The organism is Bradyrhizobium sp. STM 3557 (assembly GCF_045571465.1).
In the GTDB taxonomy this organism is placed as follows: Bacteria; Pseudomonadota; Alphaproteobacteria; order Rhizobiales; family Xanthobacteraceae; genus Bradyrhizobium.
The window spans coordinates 7,055,346-7,076,138 of sequence record NZ_CP120697.1 but is presented as its reverse complement, the minus strand read 5'-3'; the positions used below and the strand labels follow the sequence as shown (position 1 = coordinate 7,076,138).

Annotated in this window: 16 protein-coding genes and 1 pseudogene; 5 read left to right on the top strand and 12 right to left on the bottom strand. The window is 59.0% G+C overall.

The features are described from left to right. Positions 1–948: 948 nt before the first annotated feature. Entirely contained in the window at positions 949–1,809 is an 861-nt protein-coding gene (locus tag P6U24_RS32755) for a hypothetical protein (protein ID WP_407160669.1), read from the top strand. Positions 1,810–2,795: 986 nt separating this feature from the next. After that, the gene (locus P6U24_RS32750) at positions 2,796–3,269 is read left to right on the top strand and encodes a cytochrome b (protein ID WP_407156538.1); all 474 of its coding nucleotides are present in this window, start codon (positions 2,796–2,798) and stop codon (positions 3,267–3,269) included. A 617-nt stretch (positions 3,270–3,886) separates the two neighbouring features. Here P6U24_RS32750 and P6U24_RS32745 read toward each other — a convergent pair. The 9 genes from P6U24_RS32745 to P6U24_RS32705 all read right to left on the bottom strand — a co-directional run bounded on the left by P6U24_RS32745 (position 3,887) and on the right by P6U24_RS32705 (position 16,433). Beyond that, the gene (locus tag P6U24_RS32745) at positions 3,887–4,114 is read right to left on the bottom strand and encodes a hypothetical protein (protein ID WP_407156537.1); all 228 of its coding nucleotides are present in this window, start codon (positions 4,112–4,114) and stop codon (positions 3,887–3,889) included. 48 nt (positions 4,115–4,162) lie between these two features. Next, complete coding sequence (locus tag P6U24_RS32740) at positions 4,163–4,309, bottom strand: hypothetical protein (RefSeq protein WP_407156536.1); 147 nt, start codon at positions 4,307–4,309, stop codon at positions 4,163–4,165. Positions 4,310–4,826: 517 nt separating this feature from the next. Next, positions 4,827–5,153, bottom strand: a complete 327-nt coding sequence (locus P6U24_RS32735; RefSeq protein WP_407156535.1) for a hypothetical protein — start codon at positions 5,151–5,153, stop codon at positions 4,827–4,829. Positions 5,154–5,744: 591 nt separating this feature from the next. Next, positions 5,745–6,164: a cupin domain-containing protein gene (locus P6U24_RS32730; RefSeq protein ID WP_407156534.1), complete on the bottom strand. Its 420-nt coding sequence runs from the start codon at positions 6,162–6,164 to the stop codon at positions 5,745–5,747. A gap of 306 nt (positions 6,165–6,470) precedes the next feature. Continuing rightward, positions 6,471–7,733, bottom strand: coding sequence for an MFS transporter (locus tag P6U24_RS32725; protein ID WP_407156533.1), 1,263 nt, complete (start codon positions 7,731–7,733; stop codon positions 6,471–6,473). A gap of 209 nt (positions 7,734–7,942) precedes the next feature. Then, a complete protein-coding gene (locus tag P6U24_RS32720) occupies positions 7,943–8,347 on the bottom strand; it encodes a YybH family protein (RefSeq protein WP_407156532.1) in 405 nt (134 codons plus the stop codon). Between the two features lie 225 nt (positions 8,348–8,572). Then, on the bottom strand, positions 8,573–8,914 hold the full coding sequence (locus tag P6U24_RS32715) for a hypothetical protein (RefSeq protein ID WP_407156531.1): 342 nt from the start codon (positions 8,912–8,914) through the stop codon (positions 8,573–8,575). A gap of 938 nt (positions 8,915–9,852) precedes the next feature. Beyond that, positions 9,853–10,833: a LysR family transcriptional regulator gene (locus tag P6U24_RS32710; protein WP_407156530.1), complete on the bottom strand. Its 981-nt coding sequence runs from the start codon at positions 10,831–10,833 to the stop codon at positions 9,853–9,855. Positions 10,834–11,630: 797 nt separating this feature from the next. Then, complete coding sequence (locus tag P6U24_RS32705; RefSeq protein WP_407160668.1) at positions 11,631–16,433, bottom strand: AAA family ATPase; 4,803 nt, start codon at positions 16,431–16,433, stop codon at positions 11,631–11,633. A 164-nt stretch (positions 16,434–16,597) separates the two neighbouring features. Between P6U24_RS32705 and P6U24_RS32700 the strand changes: the two are divergent. Continuing rightward, positions 16,598–16,754 (top strand): annotated as a pseudogene (locus P6U24_RS32700) (IS5/IS1182 family transposase); the annotation flags it as partial. Between the two features lie 103 nt (positions 16,755–16,857). On the opposite strand, the gene P6U24_RS32695 reads toward P6U24_RS32700, so the two are convergent. Both P6U24_RS32695 and P6U24_RS32690 read right to left on the bottom strand, forming a co-directional pair. Beyond that, positions 16,858–17,265: a globin domain-containing protein gene (locus P6U24_RS32695; protein WP_407156529.1), complete on the bottom strand. Its 408-nt coding sequence runs from the start codon at positions 17,263–17,265 to the stop codon at positions 16,858–16,860. Between the two features lie 222 nt (positions 17,266–17,487). Further along, positions 17,488–18,498, bottom strand: a complete 1,011-nt coding sequence (locus P6U24_RS32690) for a helix-turn-helix domain-containing protein (RefSeq protein WP_407156528.1) — start codon at positions 18,496–18,498, stop codon at positions 17,488–17,490. A 327-nt stretch (positions 18,499–18,825) separates the two neighbouring features. Here P6U24_RS32690 and P6U24_RS32685 point away from each other — a divergent pair, with 327 nt between their 5' ends. Further along, positions 18,826–19,362, top strand: a complete 537-nt coding sequence (locus P6U24_RS32685; RefSeq protein ID WP_407156527.1) for a PAS domain-containing protein — start codon at positions 18,826–18,828, stop codon at positions 19,360–19,362. A gap of 329 nt (positions 19,363–19,691) precedes the next feature. Further along, entirely contained in the window at positions 19,692–20,150 is a 459-nt protein-coding gene (locus P6U24_RS32680) for a molybdopterin-dependent oxidoreductase (protein ID WP_407156526.1), read from the top strand. A 45-nt stretch (positions 20,151–20,195) separates the two neighbouring features. Here P6U24_RS32680 and P6U24_RS32675 read toward each other — a convergent pair whose 3' ends face one another. Continuing rightward, a complete protein-coding gene (locus P6U24_RS32675) occupies positions 20,196–20,588 on the bottom strand; it encodes a response regulator transcription factor (protein ID WP_407156525.1) in 393 nt (130 codons plus the stop codon). Positions 20,589–20,793: the final 205 nt, after the last annotated feature.

Here is a 20,793-nt window from a genome sequence, read left to right as displayed (position 1 = left end):
TAACGTTCCTGGCAGATAACAGCGTCGTGCAGTTCGCTGGACGGAGCGGATATGGTGTCGATTCAATCCCCCTGCCGGGAACCGCGGACGAAGCGGTAGCTTGATCCGGATCAGGAGGCCAGCGAAGGTCCAATCATAAACGGACGAACCTGCCCAATGACCCAGAGCCTGCGCTTCGGCATTTTTTCTCGCGCCCTTCCATAAGCCCGACATGAACCCAATACTCGCATTGTTCAGCGGCTCGCGCGGAACGCGCGGGTCCACGAGTACGGACCAATCTTCCTGCCACCGATTGAACATGATGCGACCTTCTTTCATTCACACGTCCTATGGGTTTCATTCAGACATCTCGTACGTAGCCGCCTGATCGACCTGGTGTCACTGAACGTGTGCGAAGTTGCCTATCGGTCGCAAGAACCAAGTAGGCAGGCCCCCTAAACCTAGGTTTGCTCTCCCTCAACCAATGAACATTGTAAGTTGACCTACGTGTAATGGCACCATCCATTTCTCCTGACTACGATTCGGACGTGACCGGCTCGACGGGTCTCGAGCGACACGATAACAAGAGGAGTTCAGCGTGGACGCATCGGGATTGTCAGGTCTTGCTCGAAAGGCGGCCGAGTCAACCTCCGACTTTGCCGAGGTCGCGTGCAACCTGATTATGGACGTGCTCGACAGCTACCGGCCTGGCCTGCACTACATGCGTGGCCCGGCTCCGAAATGGGGCGCCAAGCATCGGTCCTGGCTAGGAGCTCGATGTCGCGCTGGATGCTCGTCGTCACCCAGGCAGCTGGGTCAGTCGAATGAAGTGACGAAATCATCCTCCTGAAAGGTGTTGCTCTCTTGCCGGCTCAATTGTCAATCTCCAGGACGGAAAGCTTGAATTTTGCCCGCACTTCCGATCTGACGTCTGCTCGCGCTCGTCGGGCAGAAATCCGAGGTTGGAGGCTGCTGGTTGGCGCCGCCCTTAGCATCGCTTTGGCGATCATCCTGAGCAATTCGGCGCATGCAGGCGGCGCCCTTGAAGCACGCAAATTGCCTATGAAGTTCAGCTGGATCACTTGCCAGCCCAATTGCGGAGGCTGGGTCAGCGCGGTTGGCATCGTGACCTCCGATACGCCAAGAGATTTTGATGAATTCGCCCGGGGCCGACAGCTTCGCGGCACGACCATCGTGCTGGATTCCAGCGGCGGTTCGGTCAACGACGCGATCGCGCTTGGACGTCGCTGGCGCAATCTTGGGGCACTCACCACCGTCGGCACCAGTCTGCAGACCAACACCGCGCAGGAGCTTCCTGCCAACACGGCGCCCGTGGCGTATTGCGAATCAATGTGCGTGTTCCTGCTTCTGGCAGGCAAGACACGTTACGTGCCTGAGAGTGCCCACGTTCGGGTGCATCAGATCTGGATGGGTGACCGCGCGAATGATGCGAAGGCCGCGGTCTACGCCGCAGATGATCTTATGATTGTGGAACGCGATATTGGGCGTCTCGCCAAATATACCTTCGACATGGGCGGCACGGGTGATCTGTTGTTGCTGTCCCTGAACGTACCGCCGTGGGAAGATCTGCACGAACTGTCTCGCGAAGAATTGCGCCTGACCAATCTCGTCACGACCGACATGATCGCTCAGTCGGACGTTCCCGAGGCGGCGATGGTTGAACTGGGATCCAGACCGGCACGAGATCGCTTCGCAAGCAGCGCTGTTGCGACCGAGATAAATTCAGCCCCAGCGAAATCAACCAAGGCGATTGCGGCTATGGGGCGGACCGGCGGTATGAGCGGTGCCGCCCAGCCTGGACAGGAGTAGCGGGTATCACCTCTGAGCGGCTATCGATGCTGTGGTCGCGGATTTTCCCCAGAGAATTCCAGACGCCGGCCCCGTTTGTCGGACGCTCATTCCAAATCGTTTCTGATGAACGAAGCCCCTGCTGCTAGACCCAGTTCGGGTCACAAGGGCGATCCACGATATTCGCCCGAAGGATCTCATACAGCGGCGAGGCTAAATTGATTTGTTTAGGGGGGCAGTATCTTTCCTTCTCACCGCGCGCAAACAGGTCACGTCTTCGCGGAGCTGACGGAAATCGTCGTCGGTCATGGACGACCGTAGGGCCTCAGGGGGGCTGCTTGGAGTGGATGCGCTTCATGACACTCGCCACCGCGATTGGGCGATCGGCCCCGTGGGGATGCTGGGGGCAGGGGACCGCACAGGGCCTTACGCGCGCGCTTCCCAGTGGGGTCGGGGCAGTTAACCGACGCTTCGCATTTAGTTTGGTTCCGAGCGGCGCGGTTATCAGCGACAGGACTTTGCCCAAGCGCGTGCGGCGCTGCCACTTTCTGCTGGTTTGAAGTTGAAGTGATATCAGAGAAGTAGCTCCATTCCAAAGTTATCTGTCATTTTTCGAAACTGGGCTTCGACCCGTTCCCGCCGCAAGACTGCGTCGTAAGTTGGATCCCCACTGTTGAGATAGGACATTGTCGAGGCCGTGATTGCGACCATGCTAGCAGCAGTGCAGATATCGGCTTCAGTCTCGCTGCATCGAAGTTCTATTTGGGTAGGTGGGAAAAACGTCACATCTGCTCCGCGCACCCAATTCAAGGACCCCTGGGCAATGGTGTCGTCATAAGATAAAGTTGAGCGCTGGGCCGGCTTATCAAGGGCTCAAATCGTTGACGACACGCGCCACAGTTCATCAGCCACTGCGGCGGGCTTAAGATCGGAGTTAGGTAATCGGTTTGCGCAGCACTTCCTCTCGCTACGGCGCCGCGGCCCGGACCCTCCATTGGCTGACCGCCATGCTGGTTCTTGCCGCCTTTGTGCTGAGCAAGAGCGACGGCAATTCGCTCTATTCCGCCGCCGCGGACGGGCTCCGCAGGATCCACGAGACGCTCGGAGTGCTCGTCTTCATCGTCGTCGTGCTGCGGCTGCTATGGCGGCTGATCGACTGCACCGCCCCGACGCCGCCCGTGCCGCGATGGATGGCTGCGGCCGCGAAGCTCGTCCACTTCGCGCTTTATGCGCTCCTCATCTTGATTCCGGCAACGGCGGTTATCGGGACCTGGCTCGAGGGGATTCCCATTACCCTTCCCGGATTTGACGTCGCCCCCCAGATCGCGAAGGCGCATGGATTGGGGCAGTTAATCATGGACATACACACCACGCTTGGGAACGCCATCCTCTGGGTTGCCGGCGTGCATGCAGCCGCCGCTCTCTTCCACCGTTTCTATCTGCGCGACGAAGTCTTTCAGTCGATGGTACCAGGCGCATGAATGGTTGTGCGACCTACTGCGCCGAGCTAAGGCATCCCCGAACTGACGCTACCATTTGCGACCGACATTAGCTGGCAATCCTGTCCATTGGTAGTTCCTAACCAGCGGTCCACCTTTGACTTCGTCGGTTGTATAAAATGGAAATGCAGCTGCCCGGGATATACGGACTTCAGCGGTGAAAATTTCGGAGCCGTGGTTGCCCTCCAGTGCTTGCCATCATACTGTCCGGCCCTTGCGGAACGTACGGCTGCTATTCTGTTACGGCTCCCGCCACATCTGAGAGCTAAGTTGCGCGAGGGTAACGCTGGTCCTCATGCTCTCGACCATATCCCGCTCACCTCATCCGAGACTATCACCTTCATGCGCCCATCGGAGAGGTGGTTCAACGAGCTTGCGGCGGCGGAAGATGCGGATTCGCGTAATCGTCGAGCGGCCCGTGTGAACGAGCGACATCACTCCGGGATTTTTGGAGACGCGTTTAGCGCCTAACCCACGCATTTTGGTGCGCTTTAATCACGCGCGGGGCAGACGCCACATGATCCCAATGCTGCGACTTGGCGTACAATTCCGCCTAGCCGGCAAGCGAGCGGCAGAGGTTCAATGTCGGCCCGAACAGTTCAACGCCAGAGCTTGATCAGCTGCGCAGCCACGCTCGGAAGATCTAACCCGATAGCTATCGGCACCGCCGACCAGCCGAGCACCGCCAGCTTGGGCGGCGGCGCATTGCTGGGTCCGGCAACAAGCGCTGCTGGACAACCAACGTTCTGCGCGCCGAGAGTGTCCCAAACATGGGTCGACACCATACAAATCTCAGCCGTCGACGCATATAGCTCCTCCGCGGCCATGTGATAGACCCTGCGGCGCCGGCTTATATCGACGCACAAGATCAACGCTCAGAAATTTTCGAAGTAGCCATCGATGCCGGCGTGCCTCAGCTGTATGATCTGGGCACCCTGCAGTGAGTTCGAGAGCGTGACAAGGCGGAAACCGGCGTCCTTCAATTGCTTGAGCCCGGCCGGCACATCGGGGTGCGCGGGCATCGTAGCGGCTCACAGTTCCAATTCGACGAGGTCGCCGTGCTGGACCGGGGATGCCGTGAATCGAGCCCATCGACTTCAGCACGGCCTCCGATAAATTAAAGAATGGTGTTTAGGGCCCCCTGCCAGGGTTATTGCTTCCGAGTACAGGATCAGCTGAGTACACCATTCATTCACTAGTTTGCCATCGCCGAAAAGCCGTTGAAACAGCGGCGCCAAGTGCTGGATGTTGAGCAGCGAATCATTGACCTCGAACGCAAGGATCGACGGTACCACAGCGCCGTTCTGGCTTTCTTGAGTGTCTGCAGCCGCCACCCGACAGCACTCGCCGTCATGCCCCCGATCGCGGCAGCTCCGAACCGTGCAAGTAGCTCGCATCGCAGCACCGAAAATCGAATATCGTTGGTCATGGGTTTGCGTCTTGCAGACGCTAAGATCGAACCCGAACCTCACAGAGTAGTCCGCGTGTCGAGGTGCGCTCGCCGGGCGCTCACCTCGGCGCAGTTGATAACGGAGGTCGTCAGCAGACCGCAGCGGCAAGAACCCAGCAGTGCCAGGCGGAAAGCCCAGTGAAATGGAAAGTCGAGGGGGCATTGATCGAGACCACATCCAATGCGCGGTCCACCAATAGATGCAGCCAGTCACGGATGACCCTGATGAACCCCGTTGGTTGGTCCGTGAGTGCGGGCAGCAGCAGCGCCGTGACGCGCGTCACCAGGGAAAGCCACAGCGCGACAGGACTGCTCTTGTCTAGCCTCAGCAGAAATGGCGCGACCATCGAGATGATGGCAGCAGGATAGTCCATTAGGTACGCAAGGACGGATTTTTTGATGATGCGGACGGACATGGCGTGACTCCTGCATGCTGAGCTGCGCAATCGAGTTCTTGGGACACCGAGGACGGAGGCTGGGCGCACGAACGGCGGATCGAGCGTGTTGTGATCGATGGGCCACCCTTGGTGCGACCAAATATGACGAGGTGTATGACGAGGGTATTTCTGTCTACGCGCCGTTAGAAATAGTCGGATCGTTATCATTTTCATTCTCTTCAGCGCCCGCGTCCAAAGGTGTCAGACCCAAACGACTCCCGGGCAGAAATATCTCGCTCCGAACGCCCGGTTCGAGGCGCCTCCTCTTCGATCTGGTGCGCAACGAAGACGCGTTTCGCTCCTGACCAATAGGGCGGTCCCGTAGTGCTTCCGGAAGCACCAAGCGAAGCCCGTGCTGCTCTACCAAGCGCGAAGTGCAACTTTCTCGATGAACAACGCATTGGCGGCCAGCAGCCCAGCCGCATGCTCGATGCGAAGACGTCTCAGGAAGGATCGGCTATTCACCAAACGCTGCTGCCCCTCAAGCGAAAGCATTGTCTGTTTGTTGATGTTCGTGTCCCTCGTAACCTCCTTGAGGGCGCTCGTTCGTATCAATGCGTATGAAGGTTCTTATTTGATCGGCATGGTAAGAGTGTTTTCATTGGTGTCGACGACGAAGACAGCGAGCAGCTTTGCTGGCTCGGTCGTGCTCGCGTTGCGGCTGATCGAATGGATAGCGCCGGGCGTTTCGGACCAGCTCTCGCCCGCCCGGTAGATGCGCGTCTCGCCGTCATTCACCTTCGACTCGATCGCGCCCGATATCACATAGGCGTAGATAAAAGCCGATTTCGCGTGGGTGTGTGGCACGGAGGCCGCGCCGGGCACGTAATCGACCTCCACGGCGATCAGCGTCTTGCCGGCAATATTGGGAATGGCCGCCTCGAAGTTCTTCTTGACGGTTTCCGCGTCGCCATCATGGGCGTAGATAGGGCCGGCCATCGAGAAGGCGAAGGCGGCGCAGGTGGCGGCGATGATGGTCTGGATCTTCATGGCTTTCTCGTTCTGGTTATAGGTTGGTCTTTCTTCTTCATTGTTTACTTACCCGCCTTGCCGGCCCGCTGATTGCGGACGCTGAACGCCTAGTCTCGCGGGATAAGTCGACGGGGCCCGGCTCGACGATAGATGCCGCGAGCGTGACGAGAGCACAAGCGATCGCGGTGAGAGCCATCGCAATGCAGAATTCTGAGAACAGCTCAGGACGCACTGCCTGCAGGCACGCCGAGCAGGGCGATGGCCAAGAAAAATCCGGCGCGACTAATCACCGAGACTAGCTCGAACTGTTCGCGCAGTGCGAGCTCATTGGCCAGCAGCTTGGAGTCGTGCTGCCGTGTCCGTTGGTCTCCCCCGCGCATCGTACAAGGCGGCAGCATCGTCGAGGGTCGAAGAGCTGTCAGAGCTGCCGTTCCCGGTCGCATCAGTGTTCGGATTGCGCGCACCGAGGATAGTGAACAGGGTGGCGCCGAGGGCAAGTACCCCATATCCGAAGGCGATCTGCGGTAGTGAGAACGTGTTGGAGAGTTTGCCCGAGATGAGGCTGGGGAAGGCGGCGCCGCTGTAGCAGATGAGGTAGACCGCGCTGAATATCGATGCCCGGTCGATTAGCGTACTGCCGTGCAGAAGCCCACGGGTAGTACCGCTGGTAGCGACGCCTTGGCCAACGCCGGCAACTATGCTCGCGATGATGAACAGCGCCAGTGTGCCGGCCGTGATTGCTGTGATGATGCCGATCATTCCGGCCAGGAAAATGATCATGCCGACGCGTTGGGCTACCAAAGGTGTGGATCGGCCGCCGATGGGAGCGCCGAGAACGCTCGGCGCCATATAGGCGGCGAACACTAGTCCAAGGATGAGCGGGCTGCGAGCGTGGAGTTGATCTTCGACAAGTGCAGGCACGAAGGCTTGGTAAAAGGCTCCGGTCGCCCAAGTGGCCAGCAACACCGCAGCCGCGACAGGAAGCAGATGCCTGACCTGGGCAGGTATGATGACCCTGGGCAGCAGTGACCGCCAAGCGGGCGGCGTCGGAGTTACAGTTTCTGGGCTGATGGCGAGGAGCACGGCGGACACTGATAAGAATCCGGCGCAAACGAGGTAGATGAGGTCGCGTGGCCAGGGACCGAACTGGACCAGGGCGCCGGAGGCAATGGCGCCGATGCTGAGGCCGAGCATTGGTCCCTGGCTGGAGGCGACGGAAGCCAACCATTCCGGCCTCGCGGGTGCAGCGTCGACTATGTAAGAGGTCAAGGTGCTGCTGGCCAAGCCGGTTCCGACGCCCATCAGGATGCGACCGGCGAGCAGGGTACTGATGTTGTGCACGTTCAGCAGCAGCAGACAGCCTAGCAGGAGCAGTCCGAGGCTGGCCATCGCGGTGAGCCGCCGGCCCAGATGATTGGATAACCGTCCCAGCACCAACAGACCCACCATGGTGCCGACCGTGTAGGTGACGATTGCCATCGAGATGCCGAAGTTGGTGAACCCGTCCTCCGCCCGGTAGATGTTGTACAGGGGGATCGGAGCGGCCGCCGCGGCAAACGAGGCGACCAGGGAGACTACGGCGGACAAGAACGAAAGCCGGAGTGTTGCGCCCCGTCGAGCCTGGTTGATCACTGTTGCCCCGTTTGCGTTGAGCCGTGCATCCGTGGTCTCTCGGAGATTTCGGGCCGCACAGCTCCGATCCCCGCGACCGGATAGTTTCACCTAGTGGCGATGATCGATCGTCGACACCAGAATGAAGAGTGGCTCCATCGCTGAGAGCTGCCGCGGCGCGCATTTTAGGCGGGCTGTCGCACTGCCGTCCCTTGATTATTGTCGATCAGGTACCGCCAGAGTCCATCCGTGCCGCGGCGCAGAATGTCGCTTGCCGAGCCTTCTAGGTGCACGTGCTTGCCATCGGGACCTGTGCCATCAATTGACCAGTCCAGCACGATCTGGGCGATATCGTCGGCGACGAATACATGGCGCGCCGTGGCCTTCAGCGGGAGCCCAAGGCTGAAATCGCGCTCGAGCTCGGCAGCGATCTCGGTGCGATCAGCGATCATTCGCCCGTCTTTAGCGATGAACACGGCTTCCGGAGCATACAAGTCCATCATCGCGCTGATGTTGCCGGAGTTAAATCGCTCAAGCAGCGAAGTGACCATGCCTTCGGGCTCAGTAGGGAGTGAATAGGACTCGGACATCGGGGGTGGTCTCCTGTTCGTGATGGTTGAACTGCGATGTCGCGATGATACGCATGTTGAGCCCGTTATTGATCGCAGCGCTGGACGAAGTTTTCCAATAGCCTATGCGCATAGTTTTCATGGCGACAGGGAATGGCGCGTCCCAGTCCTCAAATCCGTTTGTAAGTCGAGGTGAGTTGCGCAGGACGCTACTGCGTCATGCCGGGCCGCGAGCAGCGATAACGATCATCCATCGACTCTATGGGGACAGGTGATTTCCCTCGCAGGAAGGCGACCGCCATGGTTTGAGGCCGCATTTTGCTCAGGGCGCTTGGCCAGCTCCGCCTTGGCGTGAGCACCGGCAAGCGGCCGGTGAACTCGTCCCAGTCGGTGACGGGTTTGACCGGTTGCCCCACCGTCACGGGCGGCGGAGGCGCGCTTCGGCATAAGAGTTCGCCAGCCAGCCGAATGCGTGGTTGAAGATGTTCGCACGAGCTCCTGGATTTGGCCGTCGTTCAAGCCGGCGGCGGGGCTGTAGTACTTGGTGACGCTGCGGCTCAGGATACATTCGATGACGGCGTTGGTCATGGTTGTTCCGTTGGTCATCATGGTTCCTTGGATGAAGGGATGGGTTGAGCTACGAGGGTGTTTTCGCGTCTCTTTGCTGAACTTGCCGCGGCGATGAGGCGCGTTCGGCGTTCGATGAGGGCCAGGGCGATTTTCCGAATGCGAGGCCAGAACAAGTATGACCTCGCTTCCAGAACTGGTGTGGGGGCGGCGCCTTGACCGCGGATACATCTGCGCTCCACCGCGTTCGGGGTCGTCGCCCTCGCTCGAGCCACTTCGCTCATCTAGGCGAGACGGCAACAGTCGGGCCGACGGTCTTCGGGTGGTTTCTGGGGGCTCCTTGCCCGCGCGCGGCCCGGTGGCTCGGCGCAATGGCTTCATTCAATGTGGAGACGGCCGCGTGTTCGGCCGAACCAGTCGGGGTCAGGATTGGGACGCGGGGCCGGCGAAATTAGAAATTCCGTTTGGACGTGCATTTGACAAGCGCGGGTTATCATTGCCTAGAGGCGCCATGCGCGTGGGCCCCTCGGTCTGTGGTTAGCTATCGAGGCCGCGCCGTCCTCGGGCCGGAAGACTTGAAGAGGCACTTCCCGATGACCATTGTCGCATCGCCACCTCTCAGGGGGCGCTTCGGTCATCGACTGCACCTTTGCGTTCGTGTCGGAAGGAGGTTCGGCGAGCTACGCGCTCGCGTGCCCGACCTCGCGGTAGAACCGCTTAAGGTCGCTGAGCGCGCGCAACGACTGGAGAGATGCGTAGGGCCATTCCAAGTGCTCACGATGAATTCGGAGGGCTGTCGCGACGCACATGGCATCGCGCACGCCAAACGTTGTGGAATGCTGCAACTGGGTCATCGTGAGCTCTTGTTTTCGAGGCCGTCCGTTGCTTCGGGCTTAGCAACGACGGTTGGATGCCCGCCACAAGCTTGGGCTTGAGGAGGGGAGACCGGGGCCCCTGGTTTAGATCAAGGAGCCCGCACCTTGCGCGTCATCCTTGCGAACATTGTCGCTGTTCGAGGCAGGGAAAGATGCGCAGCGGAGTTGGTCCAGCGCGCTCGTCCAGTCGTGAACACGAGCAACCTTGATGAAGGCGTCAAGTGCCGGCGAATACTGCCTCCCGGCCACGGCCAAAAGCTGCACTTCGCGCCGGACGGGGTCGCCCTCAATTGGAATGGCGGCGAGCGACGGCAGCCTGGGAGCGTGCTCTGGGGCTAGGATGGCCCCAAAACCGGCGCATGCCATTTGCTGAAGATGCCTTTCCTGATCGCTTCTGTGCAGAACTTTAGGGCCTGGATGGTTGGCAAAGCAAGCCTGCTTGAAACGGCCTGCAACATCGCATCCGACCCTTTCGAGAAATACCACCTCGTGCAAGTCTTGAAGCCGGATAACGCTTTGCCTCGCCTTAGGATTGTTCCGGGACAGGACGAGCAGGTACCGCTCCTCGAACAGCCGCCAGCGATCGATACGCTCAGGTAGCTCCACGGCGTCACCGACGAGCGCGGCGTTGATCTCGCCATCCAAAAGCATCGCAACGAGCCCGTTAGCGTCCGCCTCGCGCAGATCGACGCGTAGGTCAGGGATGATCCTGGCGAGCTCCAACAGCAATTCGGTAATGAGCGCGGCGGAGACTGACGGCACCAGCCCAATCTTGAGCGGGGCAATTGTCTTCTTTTTATAGCCTCTCGCCTGAACCCGGACCGCCTCGGCGGCGGCAAATATTTGCTCCAGGGTTGGTAAAATCATCTTGCCCAGCTCGGTGAGCTGGGTGAGGTGACGCTCACGGTGAATCAATGCGCCACCGAGTTCTTGCTCCAGCTTGTGCACCGCCTTCGTCAGCGCCGGCTGCGTCACATTGCACTGCTCCGCAGCACGCGTGAAATTGAGCGTCCTTGCTAGAGCTAAGAAATATCGCACCTGATGAAACTGCAGCTGCATACTCATGCTCTAAAGATCGGCTGTGGTTCGGACCAGTCCGTTGCCATGGTGGGCAGCGGCGATGGTCAAGCGGTTTGTTGCGGCGCTACCGAACAAACGGGTGATGTGCGCCGGCTCGGAAATGTCGACCAGAGTCTTGCAACAAGTTTCCTCACAGACGCTGTTTTCCGTTAACGCGGGGGACCAAGACATGAGCTCAATGCAGCGGCCAAGACAGTGATTGTAATCGAAGCGCAATCGGATCCGCACTTTAGCGAGCGGTTCAGCGATTGGTCGCTGGGGACGTCGGCCCTACGGTCATGCTGATCTGCGGGTACTTTCGCGTCAGCTACGGCTCGTCGATCGAGTTCTTCGCAGGCCTTTCTACGCCGAGTGTCATCCGCTCCGACCCGCCAACCATGACGGACCGACTCTTCAATGTCCTGGCATAGCGAGTAGTGCCTGCTATTATTGCAGTGATAGCTGCCTCAAATCCCACTTTTACAGTTCTCCGTCACGTCCTGTGCCCGATGTCCTTGGTGACTAGAGATAGACCGGCTTGATAACGACGTTAAGCGCAGTTCTTGTTACGGCGTTCTCATTCTTGCGGGTTTGTTAAGTGTGGAGTTCATGGCGCTTGCGTCTATAGGTGGCCAACACCTCTCTGCGGTCTGGAAAGGCCGGGTTCGCTCCGCAAATTGACCTTCTTTCTTGACCGGCTATAGCCACCACAATCACCGTACCATGAGACCAGGAAAAGTGACGGTAGTCGTTCCCGTGCCGCTTCGCTGTCGGCCCGCTCGAGAATGTTCAATTCACGCTGCCTAATTTTGCTGTGCAGGCAGCGTAAATTGAAAGGTCGCGCCCCGAGGTTGGGCGGCTGTGGCCCACAGCCGTCCCCCATGCGCTTCAAGGATGGTGCGGCAGATCGATAGGCCCATCCCCAAGCCGCCGGGCTTTGTCGTGGTGAAGGCCTCGAAAATGCGATCGAGATCCGCTGAGCCCAGACCCGGACCGGAATCCTGCACCACGACGAGGATGCCGTCCGGCTCAGCCTTACGAGTGGTGATTACTAATTCTCGCGCTCCCGCGCTTACCGTGCCTAACGCTTCGACGGCGTTGATGATCAGGTTCATGATTACTTGTTGTAGCTGGACCCGATCTCCTTGAATGAGCGGCAAGGCGTCTAGGAGGTGAGATTGCACCGTAATCCCGTTCTTCACGACTTCGCCGCGGGTCAGGGCGAGGACTTCGAGGATTGCTCCATTGATGTCCACGTCTTCTTTCCGGAGAGGTGCTTTCTTGAAAAGCGCGCGCATCCTGCCCACGACCTCGCTGACGCGATTGCCGTTTGACAAGATCCGGTTGAGAGCCTGCCGAGCTTTCTCCAGATCTGCCGGTTCTTTGCTCAGCCAGTGCAACGCCGCGGAAGCATTGTTGAGCGTCGCGCCGATCGGCTGGTTGACTTCATGGGCAATCGAAGCCGAAAGCTGCCCCATTGTTGCGACCCTATTGGCGTGCACGAGCTCCATCTGCACCTTGCGGTAACGCCGCTCGCTTTCTCGCATTTCCTCCTCTGCCCGCTTGCGCTCGCTTAAGTCCACCACGAAGGCCACGCCCTGGTCGTGTCGCCCGCCTAACGTCGCGGCCCCGACCAGCACCGGCACGCGGTTGCCGCTTTTCACGAAGTACTCCTTCTCATAGGGTTGCGCCGTTCCGGTCGCCTCCAGCTGCGCCATTCGTCGGTCGTCGGCATCGCGCCATTCGGGGGGTGTCAGATCCCGCCAGCGCAGTCGACCGGAGACGAGATCGTCGCGTCCGTATCCGACGATGCGGAGAAAAGCTTCGTTCGCATCGATGATCCGATCTTCAAAATCCCATACGAACATGCCGATAATGTTAGCATCGACGAGTCGGCGGATCCTGGCCTCTCGTTCTGCTAGCTCGCGGTACAGGCTGGCGTTCTCTATTGAGATAGCGGCCTGGGAAGCGAGCAGTGTGAGGACCACCATTCGAGCAGGAGTAAACGCGGCAGTAGTAAGGTTGTTCTCCAAGTATAGCAGCCCAATCAGCCTGGCCTGCTTAAGGATCGGTAGGCAGAGCACGGACCGTGAGCGGTGGTCCCGAATATACGGATCTGTTGAAAACGGGTTCTGACTGGACGCATCATGCAGCAGAACGTTGTCTTTTGTCCGAAGCACGTAGTGGAATACAGAATTCGGTAGATCCGCAGCTGTAACGCGTGCCTGCTTCAGGACGACGTTCACGTTGTCACTGCTGGTTGTCGCCTCGGCTTCAATTTGATATTTGTCGCCTTGCGGAAGAAGCAATAGACCTCGATCGGCGCCAGCGTGCTCGATCGCCAAAATCATGAGCGTGTTTATCAACTTCTCGAAGACGATCTCACCTGACACGGCTTCCGAAACTCGGATTACAGTAGTCAAATCGAGCTGCTCGATTGGTGTCAGTATCGTCGACGTGGCATTCGGAATCGGCTTATCTAGCTTGAGGTACGGATAAAGCTCTTCGAGTTGGCGAACCTTTCCCTCGGCTCCCCACCGTACGTAGCAGGCCCGCGCGGCGCGCAAATAGGTCGTGGCGATCGTCTCGTAACCGCACTCTGCGTAGAAGCGCCCGGCAGTTTCGTTGGCAACTGCCTGGTTGTGCACGAACCCGTACTTGTGAGCCTCGCGGATGGCCTTGTCGTAGAGCTCCTTGGCGTTTAGCGTCCGGCGCTCAATGCGGGCGATCTCGGCGCCGACCAAGGCAGCGCGATCTTCGAAGGTTTCGGGATTGTCCGCCGCCCATATTTTGAGCTGCCGATAGTGGTCTAGCACAGCCTCGAGATGCGCAGGTCTCTGCTCCGGTGTGGCGTGATCCCAGACCGCTGCATGCGCCAGCGCTCCATAGAAACGATACTCCGCTGACTCGAACATGGCCGCCGACGTCCAAAGCAGCGGTTCCGCGTGCAGCGAGGCGTCCACCGCCGACGCAAGGTCTCCTGCGAAAAAGTGCGCCTGCAGCTTTCGCGTCCAGTAATAGAATTCGGCGAGTACCAGATCGGGGCTGGTGGCAAAACGGCGCTCGGCATCGAGTTCGCTGTATCCCTCATGATCCAGGCACCCGAACGTTGCAGTAAGCCCGCGCAAGGTGAGAATCAAACCGAGTTGTGCTTCGCAGCGCTCGATAACCAGGCCGAAACGCACACGCTTGGCAAACGCCAGGCCGTTCTCGCATTCCTTTTGCACTTCCGCGAGCGGATCTCCAGCGGCGAGGCCAACCGTGACTGTCAGCAGCTCGCACTCGGCTGTCAGGTACTCGATCGAGAAGATGAGCTGACGATTACGTTCCCAAGTCTCTTCTGCAAGAAGCGCTCTGCCGGCTCTAAGATAGTTGAGCGCCGAGTCGTATGCTGTCGAGAGTTTCGCGCGCCGACCTGCGATCAGATTCAGTTCTGCGACGCGCTCGCGATCCTCGACAAAGGTAAGGAGATGGGAGCCACGGTTAAGTTGATTAACGATCTCAAATATCGCCTCCTCACGTTTTTCAGCGGGCGTCCGCTCGGCGAGGCGTATTCCGATGCGCAAGTGAGCCTCGGCACGCAGCTCCTTCGGGATAAGCGAGTAGGCGGCTTCCTGTACGCGGTCGTGCAGGAAGCCATAGGAATTGTCCGCACGGAAGATGAGGCCCGATCGCACGGCTTCCCAGAGATGGTCGTGCATGTCCTCAGCCGAGCCCTGATACGCGATCCGCAGCATCTCGAACTCTGCACGGTTGCCCATGCAGGCGAATTGCTGCAGCACCTCCTGAGTTTCTGGCGGAAGCCGTTTCAACTTCTCGACCATCAGCTCTACAACATTATCGGTGAAGCCCTTGGCACGAATGCGGAGCAGGTCCCATACCCAATGCCGCGCGCGGTAATCGAACGTCAGCAGGCGATCGTCCGCCAGGGTAGAAATGAACTGGATTGCGAAGAACGGGTTGCCCGTGGTCTTTTCGTGGATCATGTCTGCCAGTGGTGTGACGTGCTCCGGTTGGCAGTGAAGGGAGTCCACAAGCAGTTTACCTAGATCGTCGCGACTGAGCGGTGTAAGGACGATGTCCTGTACTGCCGCTCCGGCCCGACGGATCGCTTCTAGCTTACGTACCAGCGGGTGGGTGGCATTGACCTCGTTGTCCCGATACGCACCAATGAGCAGTAGGTGATGCAAATCGTAGCGGGTCAGCAGATCTTCGAGGAGATCGAGCGTGGCGATATCGAGCCATTGCATGTCATCGAGAAAGAGCGCGAGCGGATGTTCAGGTCGCGCAAATACGCCGATGAACCGTCGAAATACGATCTGAAAACGCCTCTGCGCATCGTGCGGCGGCAATTCCGGCATCGGCGGCTGCTCGCCTATGACATGCCTCAATTCCGGGACGAGATCGACGAGAAGTGGTCCGTTAGGACCGAGCGCATCACGAAGTGCGTCCTGCCATTTGCGCAGGTCTTCCTCGTTTTGGCTGAGGAGCCGCCGGATGAGGCTCTGAAACGCTTGGGCCAGCGACGCATATGGAATGTCGCGCTTGTACTGGTCGGATTTGCCTGACGCAAACAAGCCGCGCGGCGGCACGAGTGGTTTGTGGAGCTCATTGACAACGGCGGACTTACCGATGCCGGAGTATCCGGAGACCAGCACCAGTTCCGCTCGGCCACCGCCAACGATGCGGTCGAAGGCGGTGAGCAGGGCGTCAACCTCCCGATCCCTCCCGTACAGCTTCTCGGGAATCATGAGGCGATCGGGGATATCGCGAGCGCCAGGAGTGAAGTCAGCGATCCAGCCCCGAGACTCCCATTCGGATAGGCAGCGCCGAAGATCGGTCTCAACTCCCACCGCTGTCTGATACCTCTCCTCCGCGGTCTTGGAGAGCAACTTCATCGTGATTGCGGAGATCGAGGCCGGCACGGCTTCCACCCGCTCAGTGGGTGCTACCGGTCGTTTCGCGATGTGGCAGTGCACCCATTCCATCGGGTCGGAGGCCGTGAATGGAAGACTCCCAGTTAGCATTTCGTAAAACGTCACTCCAAGCGAGTAAAGGTCGCTGCGAGAATCGATCGAACGGTTCATTCGTCCCGTCTGTTCGGGTGCCATGTAGGCAAGCGTTCCCGCAATGAACTCGGGAGGTTCGGGCGACTGGCGCTCGCGCGGAAGTTGGGTCGCAATCCCAAATCCGGTGAGCCACGCTTTGCCGGTGTCGTCGACGAGGACATTCGCAGGCTTGATATCCTTATGTATGAGGCCCTGCTGATGGACTTGACCGAGTGTTCTTGCCAATCCGATGGCGTTCCTAAGGAAGCGCGTCAGGTCGAGTGGTTGCCCCTGGTCACGCTCAAGAATCCGATCCAGCGGCTGACCGCCAGGGTCCTCGAGTAAGAGGATCATCCGTCCTTCACGACGAGTAATGGCCAGAGGCTTGGCAGCCCACGCGGGATCGAGTTCGGCTTCGAGCGAGTATTCGTGCATGAGCCGCCTGATACTCTGAGGCGACGGCTGTTCGAAGAGTGCGATCGCTAGGACCGACGAGGGGGCATCGTGCTTTCGGCCGCGGTAGAGGGTGAAGTCCGCGCTTTCCCGCAGGGGCACCAGCACGTACCCCGAGAGCTCCGGGATAGGTGACATTCTTGTTGCCACAGCATCACCACTTCAGCAAGCTGCCTAACCTTCACGCAGCGCTATCATAGCGCTACCCGGCTCTCGCGCGCATGCGTCAATCAGGCGGTCTTCGTCGTATGCGTACGATGCGCAATACGCCGGATCAACAGATATCGCTGACTGATCCGGATGCCCGTTCGATGGCCACCAGCGGACGCGGATCGGGTGTCGTCGGCTATAATGTCCAGGTCGCGGTGGACACCGCGACACCATCTGATTGTTACGCACGAGGTCATAAACGTCGGCCGACAACGGCCGGGCGCCGATCCTATCCGTTTGCCACAACCAAGACCCGGAACGGACATATGGGGATCACCGCTTCCAGAGAGGAAAAAAGGCGCTTAGTGCCAGGCGGGAGTCAGACGCCGGCCGCCGCCTTCATTTCACCCGCGAGTTCATCGTAGCAGACCGTCCACGCCTCACGAACGGCGGGCGTGAGATCCTCTCCAAGCGCCTGTTCGAGGGTCCAGAGCAACGCTTCCCGCACCGCGTCGTAGTCCGCGAGCTTAACCCCGTACTCGACATGGCGGAGGGCAAGGTCATGGATCGCGGGCGAAAGTTGATCCAGCGCGGGTAGATTGTAGACGACCATAGCGAGCATGGTCATTAGCTTGACGCCCTGAATACGCATGTTGTTTCTGAATAGCGGCCGGAAATTCGGATTGGTGGCGAATAGCCGCTCGTAGAATAACGCCCCGGCGACCTCAGGCATCGCCGCGAGGCGGGCAAAGGTGGTCTGAACAAGCTCCTGCTGCACAGCATCCACGATATCATTTCCTTTGCGTGCGGGCGCGGCTCACTCGGCTGCGTGCGACACATGATAGCAATCGGATGCGACACTCAGGCGCATAGAAGCGTCGTGCAACCTGACGCATCTCATTGGCGCGCGATTTCCATCGGTCATTCACACGGAAGCAGTTGCGAGGTCGTCTCATTTAGCGCCAAGCAACGTCTCATTTAGCGCCAAGCGGGAGATCGCCCCGAGCATTCACGATGTGTCCTTTCCTGTCGCGCGCTGGCCATTCACTCGTCCTTGCGATGCCGCACGCAGCATGGTGGGCGGGCTACCGAACTCGCTTGCGAACGCGCGATAAAACGTCGCCATACTGTTGAACCCCCAGCCAAAAGCTATATCGATCACCGATCGGCCGGTTCCCGTCGCGTCGGCGACGGCGTCGCGGCATCGGAGCAGTCGCTCGCGCGAAACGTATCGGGCGAAACTGACATTGTTTGCCTCGAACAGGCGATGCAACTGGCGCGCCGAGATGCCGAGAGCGGCCGCGGCGCTAGCGGCGGTCAGGGAAGGATCGGCGAGATGCAGGTCGACGTAACGCTTGGCGGCCGCGAGCCGCGCCGATTGTAGCGAATCCCGCCCCCGATTGATGCCTTCGTTGGAGATGTTACAGCTCAGTGCCACGAGACCGCAGAGATTGCGCAGCACGGCTTCACCGTGTTCGTTGGAGAGCAGCGGGGCTTGCGCCTTCGCCGCATCAATAGCTGCGCCGAGCAGCGAGCCGAGCGGCGAGGCACCGGCCAACCGAAACGGGCGTTCCAGTCGGCCTCCGGTTATAATCGGCGAGAGTGCAGCCCGCGGGATGATCAGCATGTCGAACGACGCTGGGCCTTTCCATTCCGCGTCGAATTGCCATTCGGTCGAGCTTATGCAGAAATCACCCGGCTCATGAATCAGGTCGACTGGCGTGCTGCGTGCCGCGGCCCTCCAGATGACCGGCGCGCGAAATCGGCGGACGAAGAACGCTTCGATCTTGTCCCTGGCAACGTCGGCCGCCGTCCGTTGGACCCTCTCAAGTCCCGAACTTATGTCGAGCAGCGCAAATTCGCCTGCAATCGATCCATTCGCTTCCGCGCGAAAGGCAGCGGGATCCGGAATCTCGCCCGGCGTGATGCTATGGGCCTGCTTCGCGAAATAGTCGCACCAGAACCTCACGCGGTCGCGCGGCGCAATATGGTCCGTGGAAAAATGGACTTGCCTGACCATCCCGTGGGCCGACCAAATGCCTTGGAAACCTAACCTTAGACCGGTTACATGGGCAAAGCGAGGGTGCCAGACTTTGGGGCTGCCACTTTTTAAGGCGGATGTAGAGAGTTCCTTTGCGTCTCGATTCCAGCGGGCGAGCTGATCACCGCACCCGCCTCTCCGCGGGCCTTAACTGAACAACAACCGAATGGCGATCGGCGCAAAATGAGACATCGTGCGGCGCACGGTGAGACGACGGTAGTGACCTGCGAGACTATGCTTACTCAAATTCGAGTGTAAGGCCGAATAGGTCCTATTAACAGTGTGAGTACGCAAAGGAGGTTGAAAATGGCAACCGACGCAACAAGCACGATGATTTTGGATGGCGACTTCGACAAAATCGACTTCCGAGGAGAAGTCGTCGACGGGCACCTCGTCACAAAAGGAATTCTTGCAGACCAAGCGGCAATAGATTCTATCCCAGTAGGGATATACGTTCTCGAAAAGGATGCCACTGTCGTCAAGTGCAACAAAGCTGCAATCGCGGGTTGGGGACGCACGCCGTCTCTGGGAACCTCGGAAAAGTATTGCGGGTCACACCTTCTGCGTTATCCTTCAGGAGAAGTAATGCCGCACGAACTTGCACCACCATCCGTGGTGATCAACAACGGCGCCACCGTTCGCAACGCCGATGTGATTTGCGAGCATCCCAACGGCAATCGTCTTCTGGCGCTCGTTAATGTCTTTCCGATTCGTGACAGCGACGACGAAGTGATCGGAGCCGTCAACATTTTCCGTCACAATACCAGCAAAACTGTCCCTGGCTTACTCTCGGAGCCTGCAAATAGTTCCGATTCCGAGATCGGTGAGGGGGAGGAGCAGTGACGCTCCTTTCGCCGCTTCGGGTTCCGTAGTTCTTCATAGGGACCTTCTCGGCATATGGCGCACCAGAAGCTCAATGTTTGTCCGCGCACCCGGCTGACCGCGTTTTCGGGCTCTGGAAATTACAAGTACGCTAACTAGGGCGCGCGGTGCTTTTGCGCGCGCCATACTTTGCGATGGAGCTAGCTGTGCGATCGAACGAGCGACGTGAACGAGAGCGTGAGTTGCGTGCCGCTGGACGGCTGCCCCCAGGACAGTCGCTTACGCTCGAGTGGCCGGTGAAGCATGTGGGCCCGGTGCCGATCTTTCGTCCCCGGACGTGGGATTTTCGAGTGTTCGGCCTCGTAGAGGAGCAACTGCGGCTTTCGTGGGAAGAACTTTCCAATTTGCCGCAGAGCGAAGTATTTGCGGACATGCACTGCGTCGTGCACTGGAGTCGGTTCGACAACCATTGGGAAGGATTGCTCGCCACAGAATTAATGAAGCGAGTGAAGCTGCGGCCAGAGGCGCGGCACGTGATGGTCCATGGCGAGAATAACCACACGGCAAACCTGCCAATCTCGGACTTTCTGCGCCCGACGACGATCTTCGCCCTGCGGCATAACGGGGCACTCCTTACGGCCGAGCATGGCTACCCGTTGCGCCTCGTGGTGCCAAACCTCTATGCGTATAAGAGCGTGAAGTGGGTACGCGGGATCGAGTTTTTGGATCGCGAATCGCCGGGCTTATGGGAATTTAACGGATATCACATCTACGGCGACCCATTCAAAGAGCAACGATCTTCGAGCTGAAACTCGGGACCGAACCTGGCCGAGCGCCGGCAGCTGATTTCGCGGTCATGATGGGTTTTCATCCGATTTTGCGCGCTGCAGAGCCGATTCGACGCATCCGAGCAGAACCTCTTCGTCGATGGGTTTGGTCAGGTAGCCAACGACGCCCTGACCCAGAGCTCGAGTTCGCGCGCTGTCATCGGGGTAAGCCGTGATCAGAATTGTCGGTATGTCATAGCCAGATCCTACCAAGCGGCTATGCAACTCAGTCCCAGTCATGCGCGGCATGTGCACATCAACGATCAAACAGGAGGTATGGCGGACGTTAGGAGACGCCAAGAAATCCATTGCGGATGCAAAGGCCTCAGTCGTGAAGCCCACTGCCTGCATGAGACCCGCTAATGCCTCGCGAGATTGCTCATCATCATCGATGATCGAAATCTGAATCTCGCTAGACATATCCCCGCCTTCTATGCTGGGGACGCGGACCGCCGCATTCGCGTTCCGTATCTCAAGAAGCGCACCGCGCGGCTATCCAATCATCGTACTGTAACGACAAGCGTTTGGACCCGCGATTATATTGTGGACGGGCGATGCGAGACCTCGGAATAATCGATGCTATACTTTGGAATAATTGATTCCAGAACTTCTGAATAGGTCAATC

Bases quoted from the DNA above. Each gene is read 5' to 3' on its own strand.
- P6U24_RS32750 (WP_407156538.1), top strand. From the start codon at position 2,796: ATGCTGGTTCTTGCCGCCTTTGTGCTGAGCAAGAGCGACGGCAATTCG.
- P6U24_RS32745 (WP_407156537.1), bottom strand. From the start codon at position 4,114: ATGGCCGCGGAGGAGCTATATGCGTCGACGGCTGAGATTTGTATGGTG.
- P6U24_RS32740 (WP_407156536.1), bottom strand. From the start codon at position 4,309: ATGCCCGCGCACCCCGATGTGCCGGCCGGGCTCAAGCAATTGAAGGAC.
- P6U24_RS32735 (WP_407156535.1), bottom strand. From the start codon at position 5,153: ATGTCCGTCCGCATCATCAAAAAATCCGTCCTTGCGTACCTAATGGAC.
- P6U24_RS32730 (WP_407156534.1), bottom strand. From the start codon at position 6,164: ATGAAGATCCAGACCATCATCGCCGCCACCTGCGCCGCCTTCGCCTTC.
- P6U24_RS32720 (WP_407156532.1), bottom strand. From the start codon at position 8,347: ATGTCCGAGTCCTATTCACTCCCTACTGAGCCCGAAGGCATGGTCACT.
- P6U24_RS32715 (WP_407156531.1), bottom strand. From the start codon at position 8,914: ATGACCAACGCCGTCATCGAATGTATCCTGAGCCGCAGCGTCACCAAG.
- P6U24_RS32710 (WP_407156530.1), bottom strand. From the start codon at position 10,833: ATGAGTATGCAGCTGCAGTTTCATCAGGTGCGATATTTCTTAGCTCTA.
- P6U24_RS32690 (WP_407156528.1), bottom strand. From the start codon at position 18,498: ATGGTCAGGCAAGTCCATTTTTCCACGGACCATATTGCGCCGCGCGAC.
- P6U24_RS32685 (WP_407156527.1), top strand. From the start codon at position 18,826: ATGGCAACCGACGCAACAAGCACGATGATTTTGGATGGCGACTTCGAC.
- P6U24_RS32675 (WP_407156525.1), bottom strand. From the start codon at position 20,588: ATGTCTAGCGAGATTCAGATTTCGATCATCGATGATGATGAGCAATCT.